Here is a 23,171-nt window from a genome sequence, read left to right as displayed (position 1 = left end):
TTAAGAGTAAAAAAATAAAATTTAGCTTAAGAAAAACATTTAATATTATGAAAAAGAAACAAATTACTAATTATTTAAAAACTGGAATTTTTTTTGTAGGTGTCTCCTTGTTGCTCTGGGGTTGTGAGAAAAATGAAGTTTTAGAACTAAATCAATTATCTGTACCTAGTATAGAACAATCTAAAAAAGCATTTTTATCTAACAAAAAATTATCTAAAAGTACAAATTCGTTTGTCTCAAAAATTGCATGGGATAAGTCTTCTGAAATTATTTTTAAAGAGGACATTAAAGTTTTAAATACTCCTCTAGATATTAAATCGAATAAAATTAAATCTTTTGTAACCTCTATAGAAAAAAATGGAAAGGTAGAAAACCAAATTGTTACATTATTGTTTGATGATGATGCAAACAATAATTATTTTAGTGGAAAACTATTAATTCATAATAGCGAAGGGGCTTATGTTAAAGGCTATAAATATGAAAAAGGAAAAAAAATGGGTATATACATTTTTAATGAACCTGCATACAAAAGTAAAGGCAACTGCACACCAGAGCCACTTACTTTAGAAGAATATATAATGTTATATCAAGCAGGTATGATTGATGGTTCAGAAACGGAGCTATTTGGATGTACTGTAGAATTAGCAGATGTTCAAGGTATGGATGACAACAGCGATGAAGGTGGTGGTGACGTTGATTGGCAAACACCAGATAACAATTTAGGAGACGGAAACCCAAGTGGTGGTGGAACTGGATTTAGTTGGTGGAATCCAACTTTTAATATATTTAATAATTTAACAGACCCATGTGCAAAAAATATTTTTACAGAACTGGAAAACGGATTGTATAAAGAAGATCCAATAAAACCAGAAGTAATTATTTCAAATACTGATAGTTTAAATTTTTCACAAGAGGTTTTGAAATTATTTAACGATAGTGATAAAACTCATTTAACAATCCAAAACAACAATGACATAGGCGATAGTAATGCGACCACCAAAGGTGCAATAATTACATTAAGTGATACTTATCTTTCTAGTGCATCAAAACTATCTATAGCCAGAACAATGATACATGAAACCATACACGCATACATAAATGCATTATATAATAATGTAGTAGAATTTAGTAGTTATTCGTTTAGTCAATTAATTGAGGAATACGCAAAAGATAATGGCTATACAATAGGAACAAATACATTTCATCATAATTTTATGGGTCAATATATAGATGCTATGGCATACTCTTTGTACGAATGGGATAAGTTATATGGTTCAGGTAAATTCAATTACAGTGCTACAAAACCAGATGATTTATTGGGTTGGGAATATTATAGAGCAATGGCTTTTGGGGGAATGTTTCAAACGGATACAAACGGAAACATAACAGCTGAAACAGATTCTTTCAAAGCGATTGAACCTGATAGCATTAAAAGAGAAGAGATAGCTAAAATAGTTTACAATGAATTAAAAAGTAATAACGATGCGAAAGGAACAAAATGTAGTGATTAAAGTATTTTTATTTTTATTAATAATTAATTCTTTTGACTCACTTTATTGTCAGACCAAAATAAATGGAAAATATTCGGAATTGGCTCCTTTACAAGAACATTATAGTTATTATAATTTTGGCTTGAACGGAACATTTGAATATCATTCTGGGGCTTCTTTAGGGGATGATAAATATGGGAAAGGTCATTATTACATTATTAAAGACTCATTATTTTTAAATTATGATTTAACAAAATTGAATAAGAACAGTTACCATAAATACAAATTTTATAAGAATTCAAAAGATTCAATTCAAATTAAAATATACATCTATAATTTTAAGAATAAACCTCTCTTTGGTATTGGAGCTGCTAACTTAAAAAGCAGAAAAGGAGCAAGTTCAAATAAAAAAGGGGTTGTCTTTTTAAAATTCAAAAAGAAAAAAGGACATATAAAAATAAATGTATCTGACATGTGTTGCGGAAATTATTCTTTTTACATTAATACGGAGTTTAATTATGAAACTGAAGTATTCATAAGGGAAAAGCTTAACAACCCAATAGCTTTAAAGGAAGATATTATAAAATATAAAATCATTACTCTTTCAAAAAATGAGATTAAATTAAAAACAATACGAAATAAGGTAATTATTCTTAAAAAGAGAAAAGATTAGTAATAAGGAGCTCAAACTAAAGTTTGGGCTTTTTTTTAAAACAAACTAATTCCAATTCCTAAAGAAACACTGTCTAAATTACCGTCTTTAAAATAATCAATTCGTTTGCGATGAAAATCTATTGTATTTGACAATTTAGTAACTACAAAAGAAGAATTTGAAAACTACTGGGAAGTACCTATTTCTGAAAGCTGGTATGGACGGTTTTTAAAATAAACTAAATTCCAATTTTCGACTTTAAAATTGTGGGTAATATGAAATAGTTAATTATGAATAGCAAAAAACAAAAAATATTTTTAATTATAAGCATTGCAATATATATAATTGCATTAACCCAAAAAAGTTATTGTTCTTCGTATGGGAATTGCGATAATTACGGAATATTAAGTTTGCTTTTTGGTTGGTTAGGTGTTTTTATGTTACACGTACCTGCTTTCCCTTGGTTAGCAAATCCCATTTTAATTATAGCTTGGAGTTTATTTAAGAAGAAACCAAACATTTCCTTTATATTAAGTGTTGTTGGATTTCTATTAATGTTGTCTTTTTTATTCGTTGATGAAATTATAAATAGTGAAGCAGGCACCAAATCGAAAGTAGTGTTTTATGGTTTAGGTTATTGGTTATGGGTGTTAAGCTCATTTATAATGGTAATTGGTAATTTACTTGTTTGGAAAAAGAAAATTTAAAATTAAAGTGAAAGCTCAAACTTACAGTTTGGGCTTTTTTTAAAATAAGCACTCAACTAAAATCGAATATTAAAAAATGAGCAAGATTGAGATAATAATACAAACGCATTAGAATTAACTAAAAAAGACATGAATGGAGCTACTAAACCACAAAAAGGACAAGATGCAGGTTGTTAAAAAATTATTATTATTTGTTTTAATAATAACATTAAATAGCTGTAATGCACAGAAAAATAATAATAACAAAAAGAATTATATAATCACTAAATATAAATCTAAAGATAAAAGTTCTTGTTATATAAATTTAGAAGCTTTTGAATTTGAAAATAAGAAGAACAGGTATTATTCTGTTTATCATATTAATAATTTAATTTTCAGTGATCACGATCTTAATGCATTAAACAAAAATGTTTTAAAAGGAGAATTTAAAATTAATGCAGGAGCTGTTGGTAAAGAATGGATTAGGGTCCCAAAATTTGTTTTACAAAAAGGAGATTCTATTAATATACGATTCTATCTTAAAGACTCTGATGAAATCTATGTTCAACCTATTATGCATAAAAACTAAAAGAAAAGTTATTCTAATTAAACAATAACTCTACAACCTCTAAATTTTAAATTTAGAGGTTGTTTTTTAAAACAAACTAATTCCAATTCCCAACGAAACACTATCTAAATTACCATCTTTAAAATTGGCAATTCGTTTGCGATGAAAATCTAAACGAAAGACAAAATTTGTTTTTGAGTAGCTATCATTTCCTTGAAAACCAATTCCGAAGCCGTGATATTTTCCTTTTTCGAAATTAGAAGAAGGTTTCCATAAATTTCCATAACTACCATTTACAAAGAACTTAAAATCTTCGTTGGCAATTAAATTGTACTGCACATTTAGATAAGACGGAATTGCTTGTATTCTAAAACGCATGTGAAAATCCAATCCAAAATTAATACTAGATTCTATCCGTTTGTTAAATCGATAACCAAACCCAGAACGGATAAATATTGCTGAAAAATCGAGTAAATATTCTCCATCATCAGGTTCAAACAATACATAGTTTTCATTTAAAGCAAATGTTAAATGTAAATTAGTGTTGAAAAATGGTCCTTTATCTTTGGTTTGAGAAGTGGCTAAAAATGTTGAGAATAATAGAATTAGCAGCAGTGTTTTTTTCATTGTAATTTTTTTGTTCCGTTTGCAGAGACAAAAACTATTCCATTTCTAAATGTTGGATAAAAGCATCAATAGAAACTGCTTTCTCAACGGAATAATCGCCAATTTTTGTTCTTCGCAACGCAGATAAATGTGCTCCAGAATCCAATGCGCTACCAAAATCAAAAGCCAAAGATCTAATGTACGTTCCTTTGCTACAAACAACTCTAAAATCGATTTTTGGTAAATCAATATTGGTAATTTCAAATTGGTTGATGGTAATTTCTCTGGTAGCAATTTCTGTAGTTTCACCTTTTCTAGCCAATTCGTACAAACGTTTTCCGTCTTTTTTGATAGCTGAAAAAATAGGTGGTCGTTGTTGAATTGTACCCATAAATTGTTCAGTTGTTTTATGAATCAATTCATCAGTAATATGTGCTGTAGAAAAAGTTTCGTTTACTTCGGTTTCTAAATCGTAACTCGGTGTTGTTGCGCCAACAGTAAAAGTTCCGGTGTATTCTTTAACTTGACCTTGATATTCGTTGATGTTTTTTGTTTGTTTTCCTGTACAAATAATTAACAAACCAGTTGCCAACGGATCCAAAGTTCCTGCATGACCAACTTTAATTTTTTTGATGTTGAAACGTTGTCTGATATGCCAACGAATTTTATTTACAGCCTGAAAAGAAGTCCATTCTAATGGTTTATCAATCAGTAAAACTTGTCCGTTTTTGTAATCTTCTCCAGTCATTTTTTTGTAATTCTGTGTCAGGTCGAGCGGAGTCGAGACCTCTTAAAAATCTCTCAACTCCGCTCGAGGAGACATTTTTTTAATTCATTAAAGAATAACCAATTGCAATAACACCAACAACGGCACAATAAATTGCAAAGTATGATAATTTACTTTTCTTCACTAAAGAAATCATCCAAGTGCAAGCAAATAAACCAGCAATAAATGCCGCTAAAAATCCGGCAGACATTGGTAAAATTTCTGCGCTTTCAAAATTGATTTCTCCGCTCATTAAATCTTTGGCAATTTTTCCAACAATTAACGGAACCACCATTAAAAATGAAAAACGAGCAGCTTTGTTTCTGTCGACTCCTAATAAAACAGAAGTAGAAATGGTTGCGCCAGATCTAGAAATTCCTGGCAACATCGCAATTGCTTGCGAAACTCCAATGATTATTGCATTTGTAAAAGATACTTTTTTGTCTGTTTTTTTTGCTTTATCAGCCAGTAATAATAGTAAAGCTGTTACAAGAAGCATACAACCAACTAATAAAATTTGTCCGCCAAAAAAAGCTTCTAATTCTTTTTCAAAAAGGATTCCAACAATAACTGCAGGAATCATAGATGCAATAATTTTTAAAGAGAATTCAGTTTCATCATTCCATTTAAATTGAAACAATCCTTTAAAAATTTCTGCAACTTCTTTTCTAAAAATAACAATGGTACTTAATGCAGTTGCAAAATGCAATACAACAGTAAACGTTAAACTTTCTTCGGGCACAGAAGTGTCGCCTAAAATGGCTTTTGCAATTTCTAAATGTCCGCTAGAAGAAACTGGTAAAAACTCGGTTAATCCTTGAATAATTCCAAGAACAATTGCTTCGATAAAATCCATCTTTATTTTTTAGGTTTTGCTAAAATTGCATAAATCTCGATTCCTAACCCAATAATTACCAAAGTTGGGGCTAATCGAATGCGTCTCCAATTGTAAATTTCTTCATTAAATACATTTGGGTCTTCGCTTCCGCCGCCAGCCATCAAGATAAATCCTAGGGCAATAAAAGCAGCACCAATTAGCATGATGATATAATTTCTTTTACTAAAAAGAAATTCTGGTTTTGTATTGTTTTCTTTCTTGCTCATATTAATAGTATAATTCGTCTGTTTGTAGATTTAAAAAACGTTGTGTTGCAAAAAAAGTACTTAGCCAAGTAATTAAAAATGCCACCACTAAAACGCCGCCAAATAAATAACTTAACAAAACATAATCGTTAAGTAATTGCAAAGCTGGTATGTATTTATTTGTGTAGTAAATAACGGTTCCTAAACCAATTAATGATATGGTAGAACCGATCAATCCTAATTTCATTCCTTGTAAAATAAAAGGTCTTCTAATAAAGCTTTTTGTTGCGCCAACCATTTGCATGGTTTTAATATTAAATCGTTTAGAGTATACTGATAAACGCAAAGCACTGTTGATTAATAAAATGGAAATCAAAGCAAAAAATGCGCTAATGATTAACAGCCAGAAACTCATTTTTTGAATGTTTTTTGTTAAAAACTGAATCAAAGGTTTGTCGTAAGAAACCTCTAAAACAAAGGCGTTTTTTTGAAACTTTTTTTCGATTTCTGCCATTTTTTCTGGTGTAACAAACTCAGCTTTAAGATATAAATCAATTCCGTTTTTTAAAGGATTTGTTCCCAGAAATTTTACAAAATCTTCTCCTAAATCTTTGCTGTGAAACTTGGCAGCTTCTTCTTTAGAAATGTACACAATTTGTTTGGTAAATTTTTCTTTTAACAAAGAAGCTCTTAAATCTTCGATGTTTTTTTTAGTAACATCGTCTTTTAAAAACAAGGTCATTGCCGTTTTTTCTTTTACGTGATTGGCAACACTTGTAGATTTTAATAAAATCAATCCTAAAACGCCAACCATAAATAACACCAACGAAATACTTACAATTACAGAAAAGTAAGAAGAGCGTAATCTTCGTTTTTGATATTTATCAAAAGATGTAGACATAAATGTTGTTGAATTCTAGCTCGCAATATAATAATTAGTAAACAGTTGACAGTAACAGTTGGCAGTATTTTAACTAATCAATTTCTTGACATAATTCTATTAAAACGCCGTTGGTAGTTTTTGGATGTAAAAATACAACCAATTTATTATCTGCGCCAAGTTTTGGTTCTTCATTTATAACGGTAAATCCTTCTGCTTTTAAACGTGTTATTTCTGCTTTAATATCTGAAACTGCAAATGCAATATGATGAATTCCTTCGCCTTTTTTATCGATAAATTTTGCAATTGGACTTTCTGGATTTGTTGCTTCTAATAACTCAATTTTATTAGGACCAACATCAAAAAAAGAAGTTTTTACACCTTCGCTTTTTACTTCTTCAACTTTATAATGTGGTTTTCCAAAAAGTGCAGCAAATAATTCATTTGATTTCTCTAAATTTTTTACGGCAATTCCAATATGTTCAATTTTGTCCATTAGATCGTTTTCTATCCATCAAAAATAAACATTCTTTTGGGAATTATGCGTAAATTTGCAGCATGGAACAAACAAATAGACAGAAAAAAATTGCTGGAGTAATTCAAAAAGACTTAGTTGATGTGCTTCAGAAAGCGGCACAAGACGGAATGAAAGGAACTATTATTTCGGTTTCTAAAGTTACTGTTACTACAGATTTGAGTATTGCAAAAGTGTATTTGAGTATTTTTCCATCAGAAAAAAGAGACGAATTGGTAACAGGAATTCAGTCTAATACTTCTATGATTAGACACGAATTGGCAAAACGCACAAAAAATCAGTTGCGTAGAATGCCAGAATTATCATTTTTTGGAGACGATTCTTTAGATTATATCGAAGAAATTGATAAATCTTTAAAAGGTGAAGATGTAAACCCGATTAAAAACCCAGAAGTATTACCAAGACGTCAAAAACGTTAATTTGTTTGCTTCACAACTTTTTTTGCAGTTAGTTTGTATTGATTTGATACAAAAATTGTGAATTTTCCTTTTTACATAGCCAAGAGATATGTATTCGCCAAAAGCGGAAACAATACCATTAATATTATTACCATTATTGCATCTTTCGGTGTAATTGTGGGTTCATTGGCGTTGTTTATTATTCTTTCAGGATTTTCTGGTTTTAAATCTTTTACCAATAATATGTTAGATTATTCTGATCCGGACATAAAAATTACGGCAACAAAAGGAAAATCGTTTGTAGTTTCAGATTCGATTACTTCGCTTTTAAATTCATCCGAAGAAATTAAAGCATTTGCAAATGTAGTTGAAGAACGTGCCTTTTTACAATACAAACAAAGAGATCAAATTGCGTATGTAAAAGGTGTGAGCGACAATTATATGTCGATTACAAAAATAGATTCTACTTTACATGTTGGTCAATGGTTAGATCCAGATTTTATAAATACAGCAGTTATTGGCTTTGGAATTTCTGATAAATTATCGTTAAGCATTTTAAATTTTGGCGAACCTCTACAAATTAAAGTTCCGAAAGCTGGCGAAGGATTAATTTTAAGCGCAGCTTCTGCATTTAATTCTGCCGATGTTCAAATATCTGGAGTCTATACCGGAATGGAAGAATTTGCAAATAAATATGTGTTTGTAAATTTAAGATTGGCGCAAAAACTATTGGGTTATGATAAAAATGAAGTGACTTCAATTGAATTGCGATTAAACGAAAATATTGATTCAGATGATTTTGCTTCCGACTTACAAAATGCTTTAGGAAATAATTTTACAGTAGCAACAAAAACTCAGTTTAACGCCATAACCTACAAAGTTTTAAACACAGAAAGATTGATTTCGTATTTAATTTTTACGTTGATAATTATCATTGCATTGTTCAATGTAATTGGCGCAATTATAATGATGATTATTGATAAAAAGCAAAACTTAAAAACGCTTTTTAACTTGGGCGTTACCATAAAAGAAATAAAGCGAATCTTTGTATTACAAGGCTTTTTACTAACACTTTTTGGATTGTTTATCGGATTGTTAATCGGAACAATTTTGATTTTATTACAAAAACAATTTGCCTTTTTTATGATTACACAATCGATTCCGTATCCAGTAGAATTCCAATTTATGAACTTATTTATTGTGGCAATTACCATTAGTATTTTAGGATTTATCGCTTCAAAAATTGCAAGTAGCAGAATTTCTGCTAACTTTATAGAAAAATAAAATTCATGAAAAAGAAAGTATTCCTCCTGCTTTTTTTGGCAGTTACAAGCCTTGTCTATTCTCAACACAACAATAATAATCTACACGAAACTTTTGATTCAGAAGCTTTTGAAATTAGGGTTCCTGATACATGGAAAGTAATTAATCCTTCTTACCCATATTTTTGGGTAAAAGAATTTAGGTACAAAGATTCTACGTTAAATAGTTATTTTAATGTTGGTCAATATAAAATAGTCAAATTAAAAAAGAAAAATCTTAAAAAAATAGTTAACACTAGAGTAAAGGAACTAAAGAGAGTTCCGTATAAAAAATTTAATTATTCGATAGAAAAGAAAAACCCCAATCATCTAATTTTAAAAACTTCTTGGCAAAACTGGAGAGATAAAAAATCATTAGTAAAACACACAACGGAGTTTTTAATAATAAGGAAAGAGTTATACGTTTTTAAATATTCTGACAGCACAAAAACGTCATTAAATTTTAAAACTGATGTAAGTAAAATGATTTCTTCTTTTAAAAAGAAGAAAGATTTTAAGAAAGATCCTTATATAAGAATTTTTAGTAAACCAAAATTTCAAGTAAAGTTTCTTAGTAATTGGGATGTCACAAAAATTAAAGGTAAGAATTGGTTAAATTCTTTAGTTTTTTATAAAAAAGCAAAGTATGGCGGAGCTGTATCTTATATAGAATCGCCAGTTTTTACAATAGAATCAGATTATTATATTATAAAAGAAGATTTATCCTTGATTCAATTAGAATTAATTATTCTCAAAATGGATAAATCGTTAAGAGGAAATGAAAATTTAAAAAGTAGAATAACTGAAAAATTTATAGAAATTACAGGTGTTTGGAAAGATTATAAAAGAAATAAAAGAAAAAAAACAATCAGATATTTTAAGCACAATAATTCAATTTTTAAAGTAGTTTATGATGCAAATCTTAGAGAGTATGATGATTGTTTAAAAGAAAAAAAGTTGTTTTTTGGAAGTTTAAAGTTTAATTAATCATTGTATGAGAAAAGTAATTTATAGCTTATTTCTTGCTTTATTTATTGGTTGTACAACAATCAAGAATGTTAAAAACTTTACGATTCCTCCCGTTCAGCAAGAAATGTTAGATAGTATTTCTTTAGAAAAAGAAATGAAAACATATACATTAGAGATTCCAAAAACGTGGTATTCCTACAAAGAAGTCCATGGTCATATAATGCATTCACCAAAAGTGATGCAAAAAAGGAATACCAATTTTTATGCAAATAATTTATACGTTACAGAACTTTCTCAAAAAGAAACGAAAGCAAAAAGTATTGAAGCACTTTTTGAGTATTATCATCAAAAAATGAAAGGATTTTATCCAACAATTGATTTTATTCCGCAGAAATTAAATCACAAAAAATATGGTAAATACTATCTAATTAAATATGGAAATTTTTTTGGAAATAAAAATCGGCCAACTACACAGATAGATCTTTTATTTCATTATAAAAATAGAAATTTTGAGTTGAGTTATATTTCTGAAAATAAATACTATGATGAGTTTATTAAAGGTGTAGAAAATATTGTGAAGTCTTTTAAAATAAAAGAACCTAACTAAAATCTGGAATTACTGTATCACCAAATTTTTCAAAAACTTCATCAAAAGCAGCAAAAACATCATTTGCATCATCAGAAGTAACCATTTTCATTCGGTATTCTTTAAAATGCGGAATTCCTTTAAAATAATTGGTGTAATGTCTTCTCGTTTCTAATACTCCCAACGTTTCACCTTTCCAATCAATAGCCATTTTTAAATGTCTGCGTGCAAGTTCTACACGTTCTGCAATAGTTGGTGAAGCCAAATGTTCGCCTGTTTTAAAGAAGTGTTTTACCTGATTAAAAAACCAAGGAGAACCGATTGAAGCTCTGCCAATCATTGCGCCATCTAAACCATAAACGTCACGCATTTCCATGGCTTTTTCTGGTGATGTAATATCGCCATTTCCAAAAACAGGAATGTGCATTCTTTGGTTGTTTTTTACTTCTGCAATTGGTTTCCAATTAGCATTTCCTTTATACATTTGCGCACGTGTTCTTCCATGTATAGAAATTGCTTTACAACCAACATCTTGCAAACGTTCGGCAACTTCTACAATTCTGATAGAATCTTCGTCCCAACCCAAACGTGTTTTTACTGTAATTGGTAAATTGGTGTGTTTTACCATCGCTTCGGTTAAAGAAACCATCAAGTCGATGTCTTTTAAAATTCCAGCTCCGGCTCCTTTAGAAACTACTTTTTTTACCGGACAACCAAAATTAATATCAATAATATCTGGATTTGATTTCTCAACAATTTCAACGGTTTTTAACATCGATTCTAAATTGGCTCCAAAAATTTGAATTCCAACCGGACGCTCTTTTTCGTAGATGTCTAATTTCATCACACTTTTTGCAGCATCACGAATCAATCCTTCAGAAGAAATAAATTCTGTGTACACAACATCTGCTCCGTTTTCTTTGCACAAAGCTCTAAATGGTGGATCACTAACATCTTCCATTGGTGCTAACAACAACGGAAAATCTGGCAATTCTATGTTTCCAATTTTAACCATGGCGCAAAAATACTTATTTTATCTCAAAAAAAATACCTGTTGGGTTTTAATCTAACAGGTATTTAAATGTTATTTTTTTAAGTTTAAAACTGAATGTCTGCTTTTACTTCTTTTCCATTTCTGTTTAAAACAACGGTCGTTTTATCTCCTTTCTTAAAGACTGATAAAGCCTTCATATAGCTCATCATGTCTGTAATCTTATTACCACCCAATTCAATTACGATATCTCCTTTTTTAATGCCGGCTGCAACAGCAGGCTTTCCTTCAGAAACCCCATCAACACGCATACCTTTTCCGTCGTACATATAATCTGGTATAACACCTAAACCAACTTTAAAACGAGGTGTTTCTTCACTTTCGTTTTTTGTTTTTCTAAAGGCTAATTTTCCGTTGTCATTTAAATCAGAAATTACATTAAATATATAATTAGAAATGATTGCCATTCCATCATAATTTAATGTTTCTGTGTCGTCGCTTGGTTTGTGGTAATCTTCGTGTTGACCGGTAAAGAAATGTAGCACCGGTATGTCTGCTAAATAAAAACTCGTGTGATCACTTGGTCCAACACCAGATTCTTTTTGAATCAATTTAAAATTGTTGTTATGCGATTTTAAAGTTTGTTTAAAAATTGGAGAAGTTCCAGTTCCGTAAACAGCCAAAGCGCTGTCTTTTAGCCTACCAACCATATCCATATTTATCATATAAGAAACAGCTTTGGTATCGATTGTTGGATTTTTTACAAAATAATTAGAACCTAATAAACCCATTTCTTCACCAGAAAAAGCAATAAATAAATAATTGTTGTTTGTGTTAGTGTTTTTTAATTTGCTTGCTAAGTTTAGCATTACAGCTACACCACTTGCATTATCATCTGCTCCGTTATGAATGGCTTTGATAGAATCTCTGTATAAAGATCCATCACCGCCATACCCTAAATGATCAAAATGCGCTCCGATAATTACCGTATTTTTTGCTTTGTTATCTATAAATGCAACAACGTTTTTACCAGTAATTGTTCCGTCTGCATTTTCGGTAAATTTTACTTCTTCGTGAGGGTTGGTTTTTGGTTTAAATGTAAACGATTGATAAAAACCATTTGTTCCTTTGGGTTTTAATCCTAAATTTTCAAATCTGTCTTTAATGTATTCAGCAGCTTTTAATTCTCCAGGAGTTCCAGTTTGCCTTCCTTCCAATTTATCATCGGCTAAAAAAGAGACATCTTGTTTAATTTTATGCTCTGGTTTATGTTCTTTATTACAGGAAATTAGCAGCGATAAAAAGATTAAAATTAGTAAGTTTTTCATTGTATATGTATTATTTTTGTCAAAAATAACTAATAATTATTAGTTGTAGAATTAAATTAGGATCTAATGAAATTAAGAAGTATTTATTTGGTGATTTTTGCACTGGTAATCGTTTCGTGCAAAACAGGTAAAAAAGATAAAACAGATGCAACATCTGGGGCAACAAAAAAATGGGATACTACATTAATATACCCAGAAGAAGTGCATTTTAAAACCATGCAACAAATTACATTTGGTGGAGATAATGCAGAAGCATATTGGAGTTTTGATGACAAACAAATTATTTTTCAATCGAATAATAAAAATTGGGGTGTAGAGTGTGATCAAATGTTTTTGATGAATGTAGGAGAAACGTTTCAAGATTCAATTCCGCCAATGATATCTACAGGTTTAGGAAGAACAACGTGTGCTTATTTTTTACCAGACAATAAAAGCTATGTCTATGGTTCTACACATTTAGGAGGAAAAGAATGTCCGCCAGCACCTTTACGAAGAGAAGGGAAATATGTGTGGCCAATTTATGATAGTTACGATATTTTTGTTTCTGACTTAGAAGGAAACATTACCAAACAATTAACTACAGAGCCAGGTTATGATGCTGAAGCAACCGTTTCGCCAAAAGGAGATAAAATTGTTTTTACTTCGATGAGAACTGGAGATTTAGAGTTGTTTACAATGAATATTGATGGTTCAGACGTAAAACAAATTACTTATGAATTAGGATATGACGGAGGCGCATTTTTCTCGCCAGACGGTACCAAATTAATTTTCCGTTCTTCGAGACCAAAAACCGAAGCAGAAATTAAAGAATACAAAGATTTATTAAAAGAAGGTTTGGTGCAGCCAACAGAAATGGAATTGTATATCTGTAATGCAGATGGTTCTGACTTACGTCAGTTAACAGATTTAGGAAACGCAAACTGGAGTCCATTTTTTCATCCTTCAGGAAAGAAAATTTTATTTTCTTCAAACTTTGAAGCAGAAAGAGGATTTCCTTTCAATTTATATATGATTGATATTGACGGGAAAAATTTAAAAAGAATCACACACGGAGAAACATTTGATGCATTTCCAGTATTTTCTAACGATGGTAAAAAGCTGATTTTTTCATCAAATAGAAATAATGGTGGTGGACATGACACCAATTTGTTTATTGCAGAATGGCAAGATTAGTTTAACAGACTTCTCGATAACAATTTTATGAAAAATCAAATTCACTCGAAGCGACACATCAGATTGTCTGTTCGAGTAAACTTTTCAAGATTGAAACTTCTAAACAACATAATTTTTCAATACCAAAAAGCCTATATTTGCAGACCATATTTAGAAACAAGATTTAACGAATGAAGAATATTAGAAACTTTTGCATCATCGCACATATTGATCACGGTAAAAGTACGTTGGCAGATAGATTGTTAGATTTTACAGGATCTGTAACGGCTCGCGAAAAGAAAGATCAATTATTAGATAACATGGATTTAGAGCGCGAACGTGGAATTACCATTAAATCGCACGCCATCCAAATGGATTATACACACAATGGAGAACAATATATTTTAAACTTAATTGACACTCCAGGTCACGTAGATTTTTCGTACGAAGTTTCTCGTTCTATTGCCGCTTGTGAAGGTGCGCTTTTAATTGTTGATGCTGCACAAAGCATACAAGCACAAACAATTTCTAATTTATATTTGGCATTAGACAACGATTTAGAGATTATACCGATATTAAATAAAGTGGATTTGCCAAGTGCAAATCCTGAAGAAGTTACCGATGATATCGTAGATTTATTAGGTTGTGATTCAGAAGAGGTAATTCATGCAAGTGGAAAAACAGGTTTTGGGGTTGATAATATTTTAGAAGCAATTATTGATAGAATTCCTGCTCCGAAAGGAGATCCAAATGCACCATTACAAGCCTTAATTTTTGATTCTGTTTACAATTCTTACAGAGGAATTGAAACCTATTTTAGAGTATTGAACGGAGAAATTAAAAAAGGGCAACGCATCAAATTTATGGCAACAAACAATGAATATGTTGCGGATGAAGTTGGGACATTAAAATTAAGTCAAGTTGTAAAACAATCTGTAAAAACGGGTGATGTTGGGTATTTAATAACAGGAATTAAAACGGCAAAAGAAGTAAAAGTAGGAGATACAATAACAGATGCAGCAAACCCAACGCAAGAAATTATTGATGGTTTTGAAGATGTAAAACCAATGGTTTTTGCAGGGATTTATCCTGTTGATACAGAAGATTATGAAGAGTTGCGTTATTCTATGGAAAAATTGCAACTAAATGATGCTTCGCTGGTTTTTGTACCAGAAAGTTCTGCTGCTTTAGGTTTTGGTTTTCGTTGTGGATTCTTAGGAATGTTACACATGGAAATTATTCAAGAACGTTTAGAGCGCGAGTTTAATATGACGGTTATTACAACGGTTCCCAACGTTTCGTATCATGCGTTTACAAGAAAGAACCCAAATGATGTCATCATTTTAAATAACCCAACAGATTTACCAGATCCATCGAGCTTAGATAGAGTTGAAGAGCCTTATATTAAAGCATCAATCATTACAAAATCAGATTTTGTTGGACAAGTAATGAGTTTGTGTATCGAAAAAAGAGGAGAAATTACCAATCAAACCTATTTAACAACACAAAGGGTTGAGTTGACTTTTGATATGCCATTGGCAGAAATTGTATTTGACTTTTATGATCGATTAAAAACGGTTTCAAAAGGGTATGCTTCGTTTGATTATTCTCCGATTGGAATGCGCCCTTCTAAATTAGTTCGTGTAGATATTTTATTAAACGGACAACCTGTTGATGCGCTTTCTGCATTATTACATGCTGATAATGCCTATTCAATTGGAAAGAAAATAGTTGAAAAATTAAAAGAATTAATTCCAAGACAACAGTTCGACATTCCTATTCAGGCTGCAATTGGAGCAAAAATTATTGCTAGAGAAACTACAAAAGCATTGCGTAAAGATGTAACTGCAAAATGTTATGGTGGAGATATTTCTAGAAAACGTAAATTGCTAGAAAAACAGAAAAAAGGAAAGAAAAGAATGCGTCAAGTGGGTAATGTAGAAATTCCGCAAGAAGCATTTATGGCGGTTTTAAAGTTGAATGATTAACCGTAATAATCAAGTTTTTATGAAAAATTACGATGTTATTATTGTTGGAGCGGGAACAGCAGGGTTAATGCTTGCAAGAGAATTAGGACGTCAAAAACACAAAACACTTCTTTTAGAAAGGAAGAGGAACTTACTTGAGTTTTCATTTAATACATTAGGGAGTTTTATAGATTTAGATAAATTTGAACTGCCACAAAGTGTTGTTGCTCAGAATATTGATACAGCTGTTGTGCATTCTAAAAATTTAACAAAACAAATCAAAGTTGAAGCTTATATTTTAGACAAAAAGAAAGTGCACCAAGAATTAATCGCATCTTTAGACCCTAATTTTGTTGAGATACAATTAGGAGTTCATGTTAAAAATATTTTAACAAATTCTGAAAACAATTTTACTTCTGTTACAGATAAAAATGACACTAAATTTGAAGCTAAAATATTTGTAGATGCTTCGGGTACAATGGGTGTTTTAAGTAAAAAAATTGGTATAATTCCTAAAACTACAGAGCTAGCCACAGGTGTTGAGTATAATGTTAAATATCTTGGATTGGATAATGAAGCACATTTAATGATCGGAAAAGATTATAAAGGAGGTTATGGTTGGATTTTTCCATTAAAAAATAAAAGAGCTATAGTTGGGTTTGGCACTTTTGATAAAACCATGGTAAAAGGGTTAAAAGATAATTTACATGCTATTTTACAATTGCCAAAGATTAAGGAGTTGGTTGTTAAAGATAATGATCAAGTTGAAGGAGGAAGCGTACCTATAACTCCTGTTTTAGATAAATTTGTAAAAAATAATCTTGTTTGTGTTGGCGACTGTGTTTCTCAAGTAAACCCAATTGTTGGAGAAGGTTATAAATTTATTTTTGAATCTGCAATTATGGCAAGTAAAGCGATCCATGAATCGTTATTAAAAGATGATTTAAAACTACTTTTAGACTATGAAACTGAATGGAGACAACGATTTTTGCCTAATTATAAGCGTTCAAAGGTGGCTCAACAAAGAATTTTTTCGTTCTCTAAAAATGATTTTTTAACAGATTTTGGAATGATATTATTAAAATTAAGAGCAAACCACAAAAATGTTCAAACGCTTTCTGGAGAGTATTAATTTTCTAACCATTTTCTAAAATCAGAAGTTGTAGAAGAACTTGTCATTACTTTTTCTTTGACATTGTAGATTGTAATTAACAGCCTGTTTTTAAAATAACTTTCTATATGTTCTATCGCATCAATACTTACAATTTCACTTCTGTTAATTTTAAAGAATTTTGCTGGATTTAACTGCTGAAGAATCAATCCTAAGGTTTGTGAAATAGCATGTCTTTTTCCGTCTTTATCTGTGGCAATACAGAAATCACCAGAAGCTTCTATCAAACAGATATCAGTAACGTTTAACAACTGGATTCCTGTTGCTTTTTTAATGACAAAACGTTTTTTATAAATAGTGTTTTCTTCCTTTAAAGCAGATTTTAAATTAGACAAGGTTTCAGTGTTTAAGGCGTTGTAATTTCCTTGTTTAAATAAAGATTGATATTTCTCAATTGCCTTATTAAACTCATCTTGAGAATAGGGTTTTAAGATGTATGCAATTCCGTTTGTGTTAAAAGCTTTGAACAAATATTCATCGTGAGCAGAACAGAAAATAATTGGACAATCAATTGAAACTGTATCAAATAAATCGAACGAAATTCCGTCTAACAATTGAATGTCAGACACGATGAAATCGTATTTATTTTTAGATAAAAATTCTTTTCCTTCTTTGTTGGTTCTTGCCCAATCGAAAGATATTTTTACATCAAAAAACAGATCAAAACAATTGATTAATTTTTGATATGCCGGAATTTCATCTTCGAGAATTAGTATTTTCATATTGTTTACTTTGACTGTCATTTCGACTTTATGGAGAAATCTTTTTATTTTTGATGAGATTTCTCAATTCCACTTCGCTTTATTCGAAATAACAATTAGCTACTTAATTCAATTATTGGTATAAATACTTCAAACTTTTTATCCATATCATGAATTTGAATTTGCTGATCTGATAGTAATTTATAACGCGCTTTTAAATTTTCTAAACCTGTGCCAAAAGATTCTTGATTTGTAACAATTTTAGATTTTGTGTTTGTAATAATTAACCAACCATCATTAATTGTAATTGTTGTTTTAATAGGTTTATTATCTTCAGATTTATTGTGCTTTACAACATTTTCTAGCAATGCTTGAATTGCTCCAGTTGGAATAAATTTATCAATAATATTGGTGTTTGTTTCGATGTTAAATTCGTAATCATTTCCAAAACGAGTTTTCATTAAGAAGATGTAATTTTCGGCAAACTGTAGTTCGCTTGAAAGCTCCATCACTTCGGCATCTTTTGTTTTAATCAAGTAGCGATAAATTAAAGACAATCTGTTAATATATTCTTTTGCTTTTTTAGCATCTGTATCTATTAAAGAATCTAAGGTGTTTAAATTATTGAACAAAAAATGTGGATCTATTTGCGAGCGTAATAACTTCAATTCGTTCTCCTTTTGTTGTTCTTTAATTTTTGAAATTTGAGATTGAGATTCGTAAAATTTCTTTGTAAGTAAAACACCTAACGCAAGTCCGATAGAATCTGAACCATTAAAAATAGAATATAATATCAAATTAAAAACTGAAGGAAAATTTTCTAAAGCTGCTCCGCTTGATAAAAAGCCAGCTACCCTTTCTAATATTCCTATGAAACAAACTGTAAGAAGTCCCCAAAAAGCAAAAAGCAAATAGTTTTTTTTCTTAATTAAGAATGCAGGAATGATAAAGTACATAAAAGCAATAACACCTAAAAAAGAGGTAATCATAAACACAGGAATGTCTATTAAGTATTCAATTAGATCCTCTTGGTCTTGATAGTAATCTAAAATGTTTATTGCAGCACTTATTATGTAAAAAACGGCAAGAATTATATAATCAGATTTGTTAAGTTTAGTGTTCATTAATAAGTGGTTTTTTATAGAAGATAACACTATAACCTATTGCGGTAGTTAAGTATACAACTATCAATCTAAACGGAATAAATCGACCGAAAAATAAAATGAATGTTGCTAAAATAATAAACAGAACACCCAGTTTATTTTGTTTAAAATAATTGAGTGCTAAAAGGAATAAACCAACATTTAAAAAATTTGGACCTGTTGTAATAAAGGGTTTCCATATACTAGGAATTTTAGATATTTGACCCGCAAATTCATTTCTAATTTCTTGTGTTGGCTGACTCCACCAAATAAAATCTAACACACACATTCCTATAATACACACAATACCAATAATTATAGTTGGAACACCAATATAAGTAAATATACTTTTTGGAAACTGTCCTAATTGTGGCATTAATAATGCAACTCCCATCAATAAAGACCAATGCGCAAAATCTATTGGTTTTAATGCGTACACAAAACCGTTTCCTTGTGCTAAAAGAATTTGACCGAAAGCTTCAAGCAATAAGCCAATTATAAATAGTGGTTTGTAGTTCATGTTAATTCAAAGTTACTTAATTATTGTTATTAATTCTTTCTTCTTCGTCTTTTGCAGAGTTTCTTCTAGACTTCTTTTTTCCGAATTTAGAACCAAAACTATAGGTTAACCTCAATTGTATATTTTGACGAGAACCATTACTTTCTACACTTGCAACTCCGTTTCCATAATCAATGGTTCCAACAAATCCACGATTTAATACTTTATTAATTCCTAGGTTTACTTTTAATTTATCGGCTAAGAATTTTTTACCGAAAGACATATCTACTTCTGCCAACCAATCAACTTCAATCTGTCCTTCTAAAGCACCAGTTCCGTAATTTCCACTTAATTCAAAATTAACATCCCAAGGCAATTTATAATTTGCTTGTACAAACCAGAACAAGTTCCATTTATTTAAATCTACATTAAAAGTTGATGATTGATAATCGGTGTTCATTACTATAAAACCAGTATAACCATCAACTCCTTTTATAAAGCTTAACGGTGCAAATAATCTAATATTCCAGTTAGAATTGTTTTCTACATTTACATCTCTTTGTCTTATTTGAGCGGTTGCATTGTCTTGTTGAATCAACTGAAAAATAACATCTTCAGTTTTACTATATCCAACAGAAAAGAAAGGTTGACCTTCATATGTTAAATTAAATTGATAATTGTTTGTAAAAGAGGGTTTTAAATTTGGATTTCCAACTCCAGAAGAATATGGATCTAAATAGGTTGCAAAAGAATTTAAACTGTTGTACGATGGTCTTTGAATTCTATAACTATACGATACACTTGCGCCTAAAACTTCAGAAATTTCTCTGCTAAAAGAAGCACTCGGAAAGATTTTATTAATTGGTCTTTTATTAGTTTCTATTGTTGGAACTCCATTTTTGATAAAATGCGATGTTCCGTTTGTATTGCTGTTTTCATAGCGCAATCCACCAGAAAATGACCATTTACCGAAAGTTGCATTTACTTTAGAATAGATGGCGAAAATAGATTCATCAATTAAAAATTGACTGCTATTATCAACGTCTGCATCAAATCCGTTTGTGTTATTTTCTGTAAAAGATTGCAAATCGTTGTCTGTGTTTACAGCTGCATATTTACTTCCGAAACTCAATTTTAAATTGTCAGAATAGGTTTTAGAATAATCTGCTTTGTAGGTTTTGATATTGTATTTTCCGTTTTGAACATATCTTTTATCTTGATATGTAATTGTACTTCCAGCAACATCAGATAAGGTATTCATGCTATTATTTTCATAATCGATATAATTAAAATCGATGACTAATTTTTCCGAATCTGTTTTGTATTCGTAATACGGATTGAAGTTAAAATTTTTACTAACTCGATCAAAAACATTTTCTGAAAACAACACATTTGAAGTATTTGCATCAGAAATAATGGTTTTACTTGAAACAATTCTGTCAGAAATTCTTTTGTTCCAACGACCGCCAATTCCGATTGAATGTTTATCACTTAAATAATAATCCACATTTCCGCTATAGGTTAAATTGTTTGGATTGTGTGGTTCCTTCGTTTCTTGATTATAGGTTTCGTTGCCAACAGTTCTAACTAAAAATAAATCGTCTCTCCAAGTAGGTTTTGAGTGGTTCACATTTGTTTGCCAATTTAATTTATTCTTATAACTGGCTAAAGTAAATCCTGTTCCATATTCAAAACCATTGTCTTTTCCAACCCAACCATTTACACTTCCGTGCGTTCCTAAACGCACATTTTTCTTTAAAATAATATTGATAATTGCACCAGAACCAGAAGCTTCATATTCTGCACCAGGTTGTTCAACGATTTCAATTTTAGAAATATTATCCGCAGGAAAATCGCGCAACAAGGTTTCTACATCCATATATTCTGTAGTTTTGCCGTTGATAAGAATTCGAACACCACTTTTGCCAGCAATCGAAATTCCGTTATTGGTAACTAAAACACCAGGAATTTTACGCATTATATCTTGTAAAGTGGTGTTTATCATTTCAGATTTTTCTAAGTCAACAGTTAGTTTTTCTGCAGTTTGTTTAATTACGGGGCGCCTGCTTGTGATAACCACTTCATTTAAAGTCTGACTTTCTTCTTTTAAAGTGATGTTGAAAATTTTGTCTTCATTTAATTGAAATTGATTGATTTTTTGAGTTTCAAAACCAAGCATCGAAATTTCAATTTTATAATTTCCTGCTGCTATGTTTTCAAATTTATAATTCCCATTGTCATCAGAAACAGTTCCTTTCGGATTTTTTTCTTCTCCTATTTTATATAAAACGATGTTTGCATAAGGTAAAGTTTGATTTTGAGCATCAACTATTTTTCCTTTGATGCTGTTTTGAGAAAACCCAAAATTGAATGCAAAGAGTAATATTAGTGTTGTTGTGATAAATTTCATAATTGTCTTTTTTTGATTGACACTTCAAAAGTGCAGTGCTTTTATTGTTTTAAAAATCAAAATCTGATGAAACGGTATAAATTACCGACGAACAGATATTGAGAATCTATGTAAGTAGAGACGCTAAGTAGTTGATAATGGTTTCCTCGAAGCAAAATCTTTATTTCTAATTCAATTATTAATGATAAATTTACCCGACAATAACAGACATCAAAAATGACAAAGCCAAAAATTTTACTAATATATACAGGAGGAACCATTGGAATGGTAAAAGATTACGAAACCAATGCATTAAAAGCATTTAATTTCGAACAACTTTTAGATAGAGTTCCAGAGTTAATTCAGTTAAATTGTACCATAGACACCTATTCATTTAAAGAACCCATTGATTCTTCTAATATGAATACCGAATATTATGTAACTATCGCAGAAGTAATAGAAAATAATTATTCTAAATTCGATGGATTTGTTGTTTTAACTGGTTCTGATACGATGGCATACACATCATCAGCAATTAGTTTTATGTTAGAGAACTTAGCAAAACCAATCATATTTACGGGTTCGCAATTACCAATTGGTCACTTAAGAACCGATGCAAAAGAAAATTTAATTACATCCATTGAAATAGCTTGTTCTAGAAAAGATGATAAACCCGTAATTTCTGAAGTGTGTTTGTATTTTGAATATAAATTATACAGAGCAAACAGAACCACAAAAATAAATGCAGAACAGTTTGAGGCGTTTGCTTCGTTAAACTATCCTCCTTTGGCGGAAAGTGGTGTGCATTTGCACTTTAATTACGATTTACTTTTAAAGCCAACCACAAAAGATGCTCACCTTATTGTGCGTAAAACATTGAATAATAATATAGTTGTATTAAAATTATTTCCAGGTTTGACAGAGGAAGTGGTAAAAAGCATTATCGAAATTAAAAATTTAAAAGGCATTGTGTTAGAGACTTATGGCTCTGGTAATGCCCCGACGTATCCGTGGTTTATCCAATTGTTAGAAAAAGCTGTAAAAAATGGCATACAAATTGTAAATGTTACACAGTGTGTAGGAGGAAGTGTTATTTTAGGACATTATGAAACCAGTGTAGAATTAAAGAGAATTAAGGTAATTGATGGAAAAGATATTACCACAGAATCTGCCATTGCAAAATTAATGTACTTATTAGGAGAAAAAATTTCGAATAAAGAGTTTAAGGAAGTATTTGAAAAACCATTAAGAGGAGAATTAGATTTTTAAAAAAAAATGATATTTCATGTAAATTTAATAGTGTAAAAGTTA

General features: G+C 30.3%; 24 protein-coding genes and 1 pseudogene. 13 read left to right on the top strand and 12 right to left on the bottom strand.

Features of this window, described 5'->3' with window-relative positions; translation table 11 throughout:
• Positions 1–107: 107 nt before the first annotated feature.
• The 5 genes and pseudogenes from ACEWL1_RS01945 (at position 108) to ACEWL1_RS01925 (ending at position 3,417) form a co-directional block, all read left to right on the top strand.
• Positions 108–1,511, top strand: coding sequence for a hypothetical protein (locus tag ACEWL1_RS01945; RefSeq protein WP_409231601.1), 1,404 nt, complete (start codon positions 108–110; stop codon positions 1,509–1,511).
• A complete protein-coding gene (locus ACEWL1_RS01940; RefSeq protein ID WP_409231600.1) occupies positions 1,483–2,163 on the top strand; it encodes a hypothetical protein in 681 nt (226 codons plus the stop codon). Before ACEWL1_RS01945 ends, ACEWL1_RS01940 begins: the two co-directional genes overlap by 29 nt.
• A 114-nt stretch (positions 2,164–2,277) precedes the next feature.
• Positions 2,278–2,379 (top strand): annotated as a pseudogene (locus ACEWL1_RS01935) (ABC transporter ATPase); the annotation flags it as partial.
• A 53-nt stretch (positions 2,380–2,432) separates the two neighbouring features.
• Positions 2,433–2,849 (top strand): hypothetical protein, encoded by a 417-nt coding sequence (locus ACEWL1_RS01930; protein WP_409231599.1) that lies wholly within the window; start codon positions 2,433–2,435, stop codon positions 2,847–2,849.
• A 133-nt stretch (positions 2,850–2,982) separates the two neighbouring features.
• Positions 2,983–3,417 (top strand): hypothetical protein, encoded by a 435-nt coding sequence (locus ACEWL1_RS01925; RefSeq protein ID WP_409231598.1) that lies wholly within the window; start codon positions 2,983–2,985, stop codon positions 3,415–3,417.
• 66 nt (positions 3,418–3,483) lie between these two features.
• On the opposite strand, the gene ACEWL1_RS01920 is transcribed toward ACEWL1_RS01925, so the two are convergent.
• From ACEWL1_RS01920 to mce, 6 genes are all read right to left on the bottom strand, one after another.
• The gene (locus ACEWL1_RS01920; RefSeq protein WP_409231597.1) at positions 3,484–4,023 is read right to left on the bottom strand and encodes a hypothetical protein; all 540 of its coding nucleotides are present in this window, start codon (positions 4,021–4,023) and stop codon (positions 3,484–3,486) included.
• Positions 4,024–4,057: 34 nt separating this feature from the next.
• The gene (gene truB, locus ACEWL1_RS01915) at positions 4,058–4,750 is read right to left on the bottom strand and encodes a tRNA pseudouridine(55) synthase TruB (RefSeq protein WP_409231596.1); all 693 of its coding nucleotides are present in this window, start codon (positions 4,748–4,750) and stop codon (positions 4,058–4,060) included.
• A 79-nt stretch (positions 4,751–4,829) separates the two neighbouring features.
• Positions 4,830–5,624, bottom strand: coding sequence for an undecaprenyl-diphosphate phosphatase (locus ACEWL1_RS01910; protein ID WP_409231595.1), 795 nt, complete (start codon positions 5,622–5,624; stop codon positions 4,830–4,832).
• A gap of 2 nt (positions 5,625–5,626) precedes the next feature.
• Positions 5,627–5,872: a DUF3098 domain-containing protein gene (locus tag ACEWL1_RS01905; protein WP_347173422.1), complete on the bottom strand. Its 246-nt coding sequence runs from the start codon at positions 5,870–5,872 to the stop codon at positions 5,627–5,629.
• A gap of 1 nt (position 5,873) precedes the next feature.
• On the bottom strand, positions 5,874–6,752 hold the full coding sequence (locus ACEWL1_RS01900) for a cell division protein FtsX (RefSeq protein ID WP_409231594.1): 879 nt from the start codon (positions 6,750–6,752) through the stop codon (positions 5,874–5,876).
• A 73-nt stretch (positions 6,753–6,825) separates the two neighbouring features.
• Positions 6,826–7,227: a methylmalonyl-CoA epimerase gene (gene mce, locus ACEWL1_RS01895; RefSeq protein WP_409231593.1), complete on the bottom strand. Its 402-nt coding sequence runs from the start codon at positions 7,225–7,227 to the stop codon at positions 6,826–6,828.
• Positions 7,228–7,289: 62 nt separating this feature from the next.
• On the opposite strand from mce, the gene rbfA reads away from it, so the two are divergent.
• The 4 genes from rbfA to ACEWL1_RS01875 are packed head-to-tail and all read left to right on the top strand — an operon-like array spanning position 7,290 to position 10,541.
• Entirely contained in the window at positions 7,290–7,685 is a 396-nt protein-coding gene (gene rbfA / locus ACEWL1_RS01890; protein WP_347173425.1) for a 30S ribosome-binding factor RbfA, read from the top strand.
• Positions 7,686–7,742: 57 nt separating this feature from the next.
• Positions 7,743–8,948 carry an ABC transporter permease gene (locus ACEWL1_RS01885; RefSeq protein WP_409231592.1) on the top strand — a complete coding sequence of 402 codons (1,206 nt, stop codon included), beginning with the start codon at positions 7,743–7,745 and terminating at the stop codon, positions 8,946–8,948.
• A 5-nt stretch (positions 8,949–8,953) separates the two neighbouring features.
• Entirely contained in the window at positions 8,954–9,952 is a 999-nt protein-coding gene (locus ACEWL1_RS01880; RefSeq protein WP_409231591.1) for a hypothetical protein, read from the top strand.
• A gap of 7 nt (positions 9,953–9,959) precedes the next feature.
• The gene (locus tag ACEWL1_RS01875) at positions 9,960–10,541 is read left to right on the top strand and encodes a hypothetical protein (protein WP_409231590.1); all 582 of its coding nucleotides are present in this window, start codon (positions 9,960–9,962) and stop codon (positions 10,539–10,541) included.
• Here ACEWL1_RS01875 and dusB read toward each other — a convergent pair.
• The gene (gene dusB / locus ACEWL1_RS01870; protein WP_409231589.1) at positions 10,534–11,535 is read right to left on the bottom strand and encodes a tRNA dihydrouridine synthase DusB; all 1,002 of its coding nucleotides are present in this window, start codon (positions 11,533–11,535) and stop codon (positions 10,534–10,536) included. The two genes, ACEWL1_RS01875 and dusB, sit on opposite strands and share 8 nt — an antisense overlap.
• A gap of 83 nt (positions 11,536–11,618) precedes the next feature.
• Positions 11,619–12,839: a M28 family peptidase gene (locus ACEWL1_RS01865; protein ID WP_409231588.1), complete on the bottom strand. Its 1,221-nt coding sequence runs from the start codon at positions 12,837–12,839 to the stop codon at positions 11,619–11,621.
• Between the two features lie 66 nt (positions 12,840–12,905).
• On the opposite strand from ACEWL1_RS01865, the gene ACEWL1_RS01860 reads away from it, so the two are divergent.
• The 3 genes from ACEWL1_RS01860 to ACEWL1_RS01850 all read left to right on the top strand — a co-directional run bounded on the left by ACEWL1_RS01860 (position 12,906) and on the right by ACEWL1_RS01850 (position 17,090).
• On the top strand, positions 12,906–14,012 hold the full coding sequence (locus ACEWL1_RS01860; protein WP_409231587.1) for a TolB family protein: 1,107 nt from the start codon (positions 12,906–12,908) through the stop codon (positions 14,010–14,012).
• A gap of 170 nt (positions 14,013–14,182) precedes the next feature.
• A complete protein-coding gene (gene lepA, locus ACEWL1_RS01855) occupies positions 14,183–15,979 on the top strand; it encodes a translation elongation factor 4 (protein WP_409231586.1) in 1,797 nt (598 codons plus the stop codon).
• A gap of 19 nt (positions 15,980–15,998) precedes the next feature.
• Entirely contained in the window at positions 15,999–17,090 is a 1,092-nt protein-coding gene (locus ACEWL1_RS01850; protein ID WP_409231585.1) for an FAD-dependent monooxygenase, read from the top strand.
• Here ACEWL1_RS01850 and ACEWL1_RS01845 read toward each other — a convergent pair.
• The 4 genes from ACEWL1_RS01845 to ACEWL1_RS01830 all read right to left on the bottom strand — a co-directional run bounded on the left by ACEWL1_RS01845 (position 17,087) and on the right by ACEWL1_RS01830 (position 21,881).
• The gene (locus ACEWL1_RS01845; protein WP_409231584.1) at positions 17,087–17,851 is read right to left on the bottom strand and encodes a LytR/AlgR family response regulator transcription factor; all 765 of its coding nucleotides are present in this window, start codon (positions 17,849–17,851) and stop codon (positions 17,087–17,089) included. The two genes, ACEWL1_RS01850 and ACEWL1_RS01845, sit on opposite strands and share 4 nt — an antisense overlap.
• Positions 17,852–17,946: 95 nt before the next feature.
• Positions 17,947–18,954: a sensor histidine kinase gene (locus tag ACEWL1_RS01840; protein ID WP_409231583.1), complete on the bottom strand. Its 1,008-nt coding sequence runs from the start codon at positions 18,952–18,954 to the stop codon at positions 17,947–17,949.
• Positions 18,944–19,492, bottom strand: a complete 549-nt coding sequence (locus ACEWL1_RS01835; RefSeq protein WP_409231582.1) for a hypothetical protein — start codon at positions 19,490–19,492, stop codon at positions 18,944–18,946. The genes ACEWL1_RS01840 and ACEWL1_RS01835 overlap by 11 nt, the downstream gene beginning before the upstream one ends.
• 16 nt (positions 19,493–19,508) lie before the next feature.
• A complete protein-coding gene (locus ACEWL1_RS01830; RefSeq protein ID WP_409231581.1) occupies positions 19,509–21,881 on the bottom strand; it encodes an outer membrane beta-barrel protein in 2,373 nt (790 codons plus the stop codon).
• A 216-nt stretch (positions 21,882–22,097) separates the two neighbouring features.
• Here ACEWL1_RS01830 and ACEWL1_RS01825 point away from each other — a divergent pair, with 216 nt between their 5' ends.
• Complete coding sequence (locus ACEWL1_RS01825; RefSeq protein WP_409231580.1) at positions 22,098–23,129, top strand: asparaginase; 1,032 nt, start codon at positions 22,098–22,100, stop codon at positions 23,127–23,129.
• The last annotated feature ends 42 nt before the right edge of the window (positions 23,130–23,171 follow it).

Origin of the sequence: Polaribacter gochangensis, assembly GCF_046224025.1 — a bacterium.
In the GTDB taxonomy this organism is placed as follows: domain Bacteria; phylum Bacteroidota; class Bacteroidia; order Flavobacteriales; family Flavobacteriaceae; genus Polaribacter; species Polaribacter gochangensis.
This window is presented reverse-complemented; position numbering and strand designations above follow the sequence as displayed.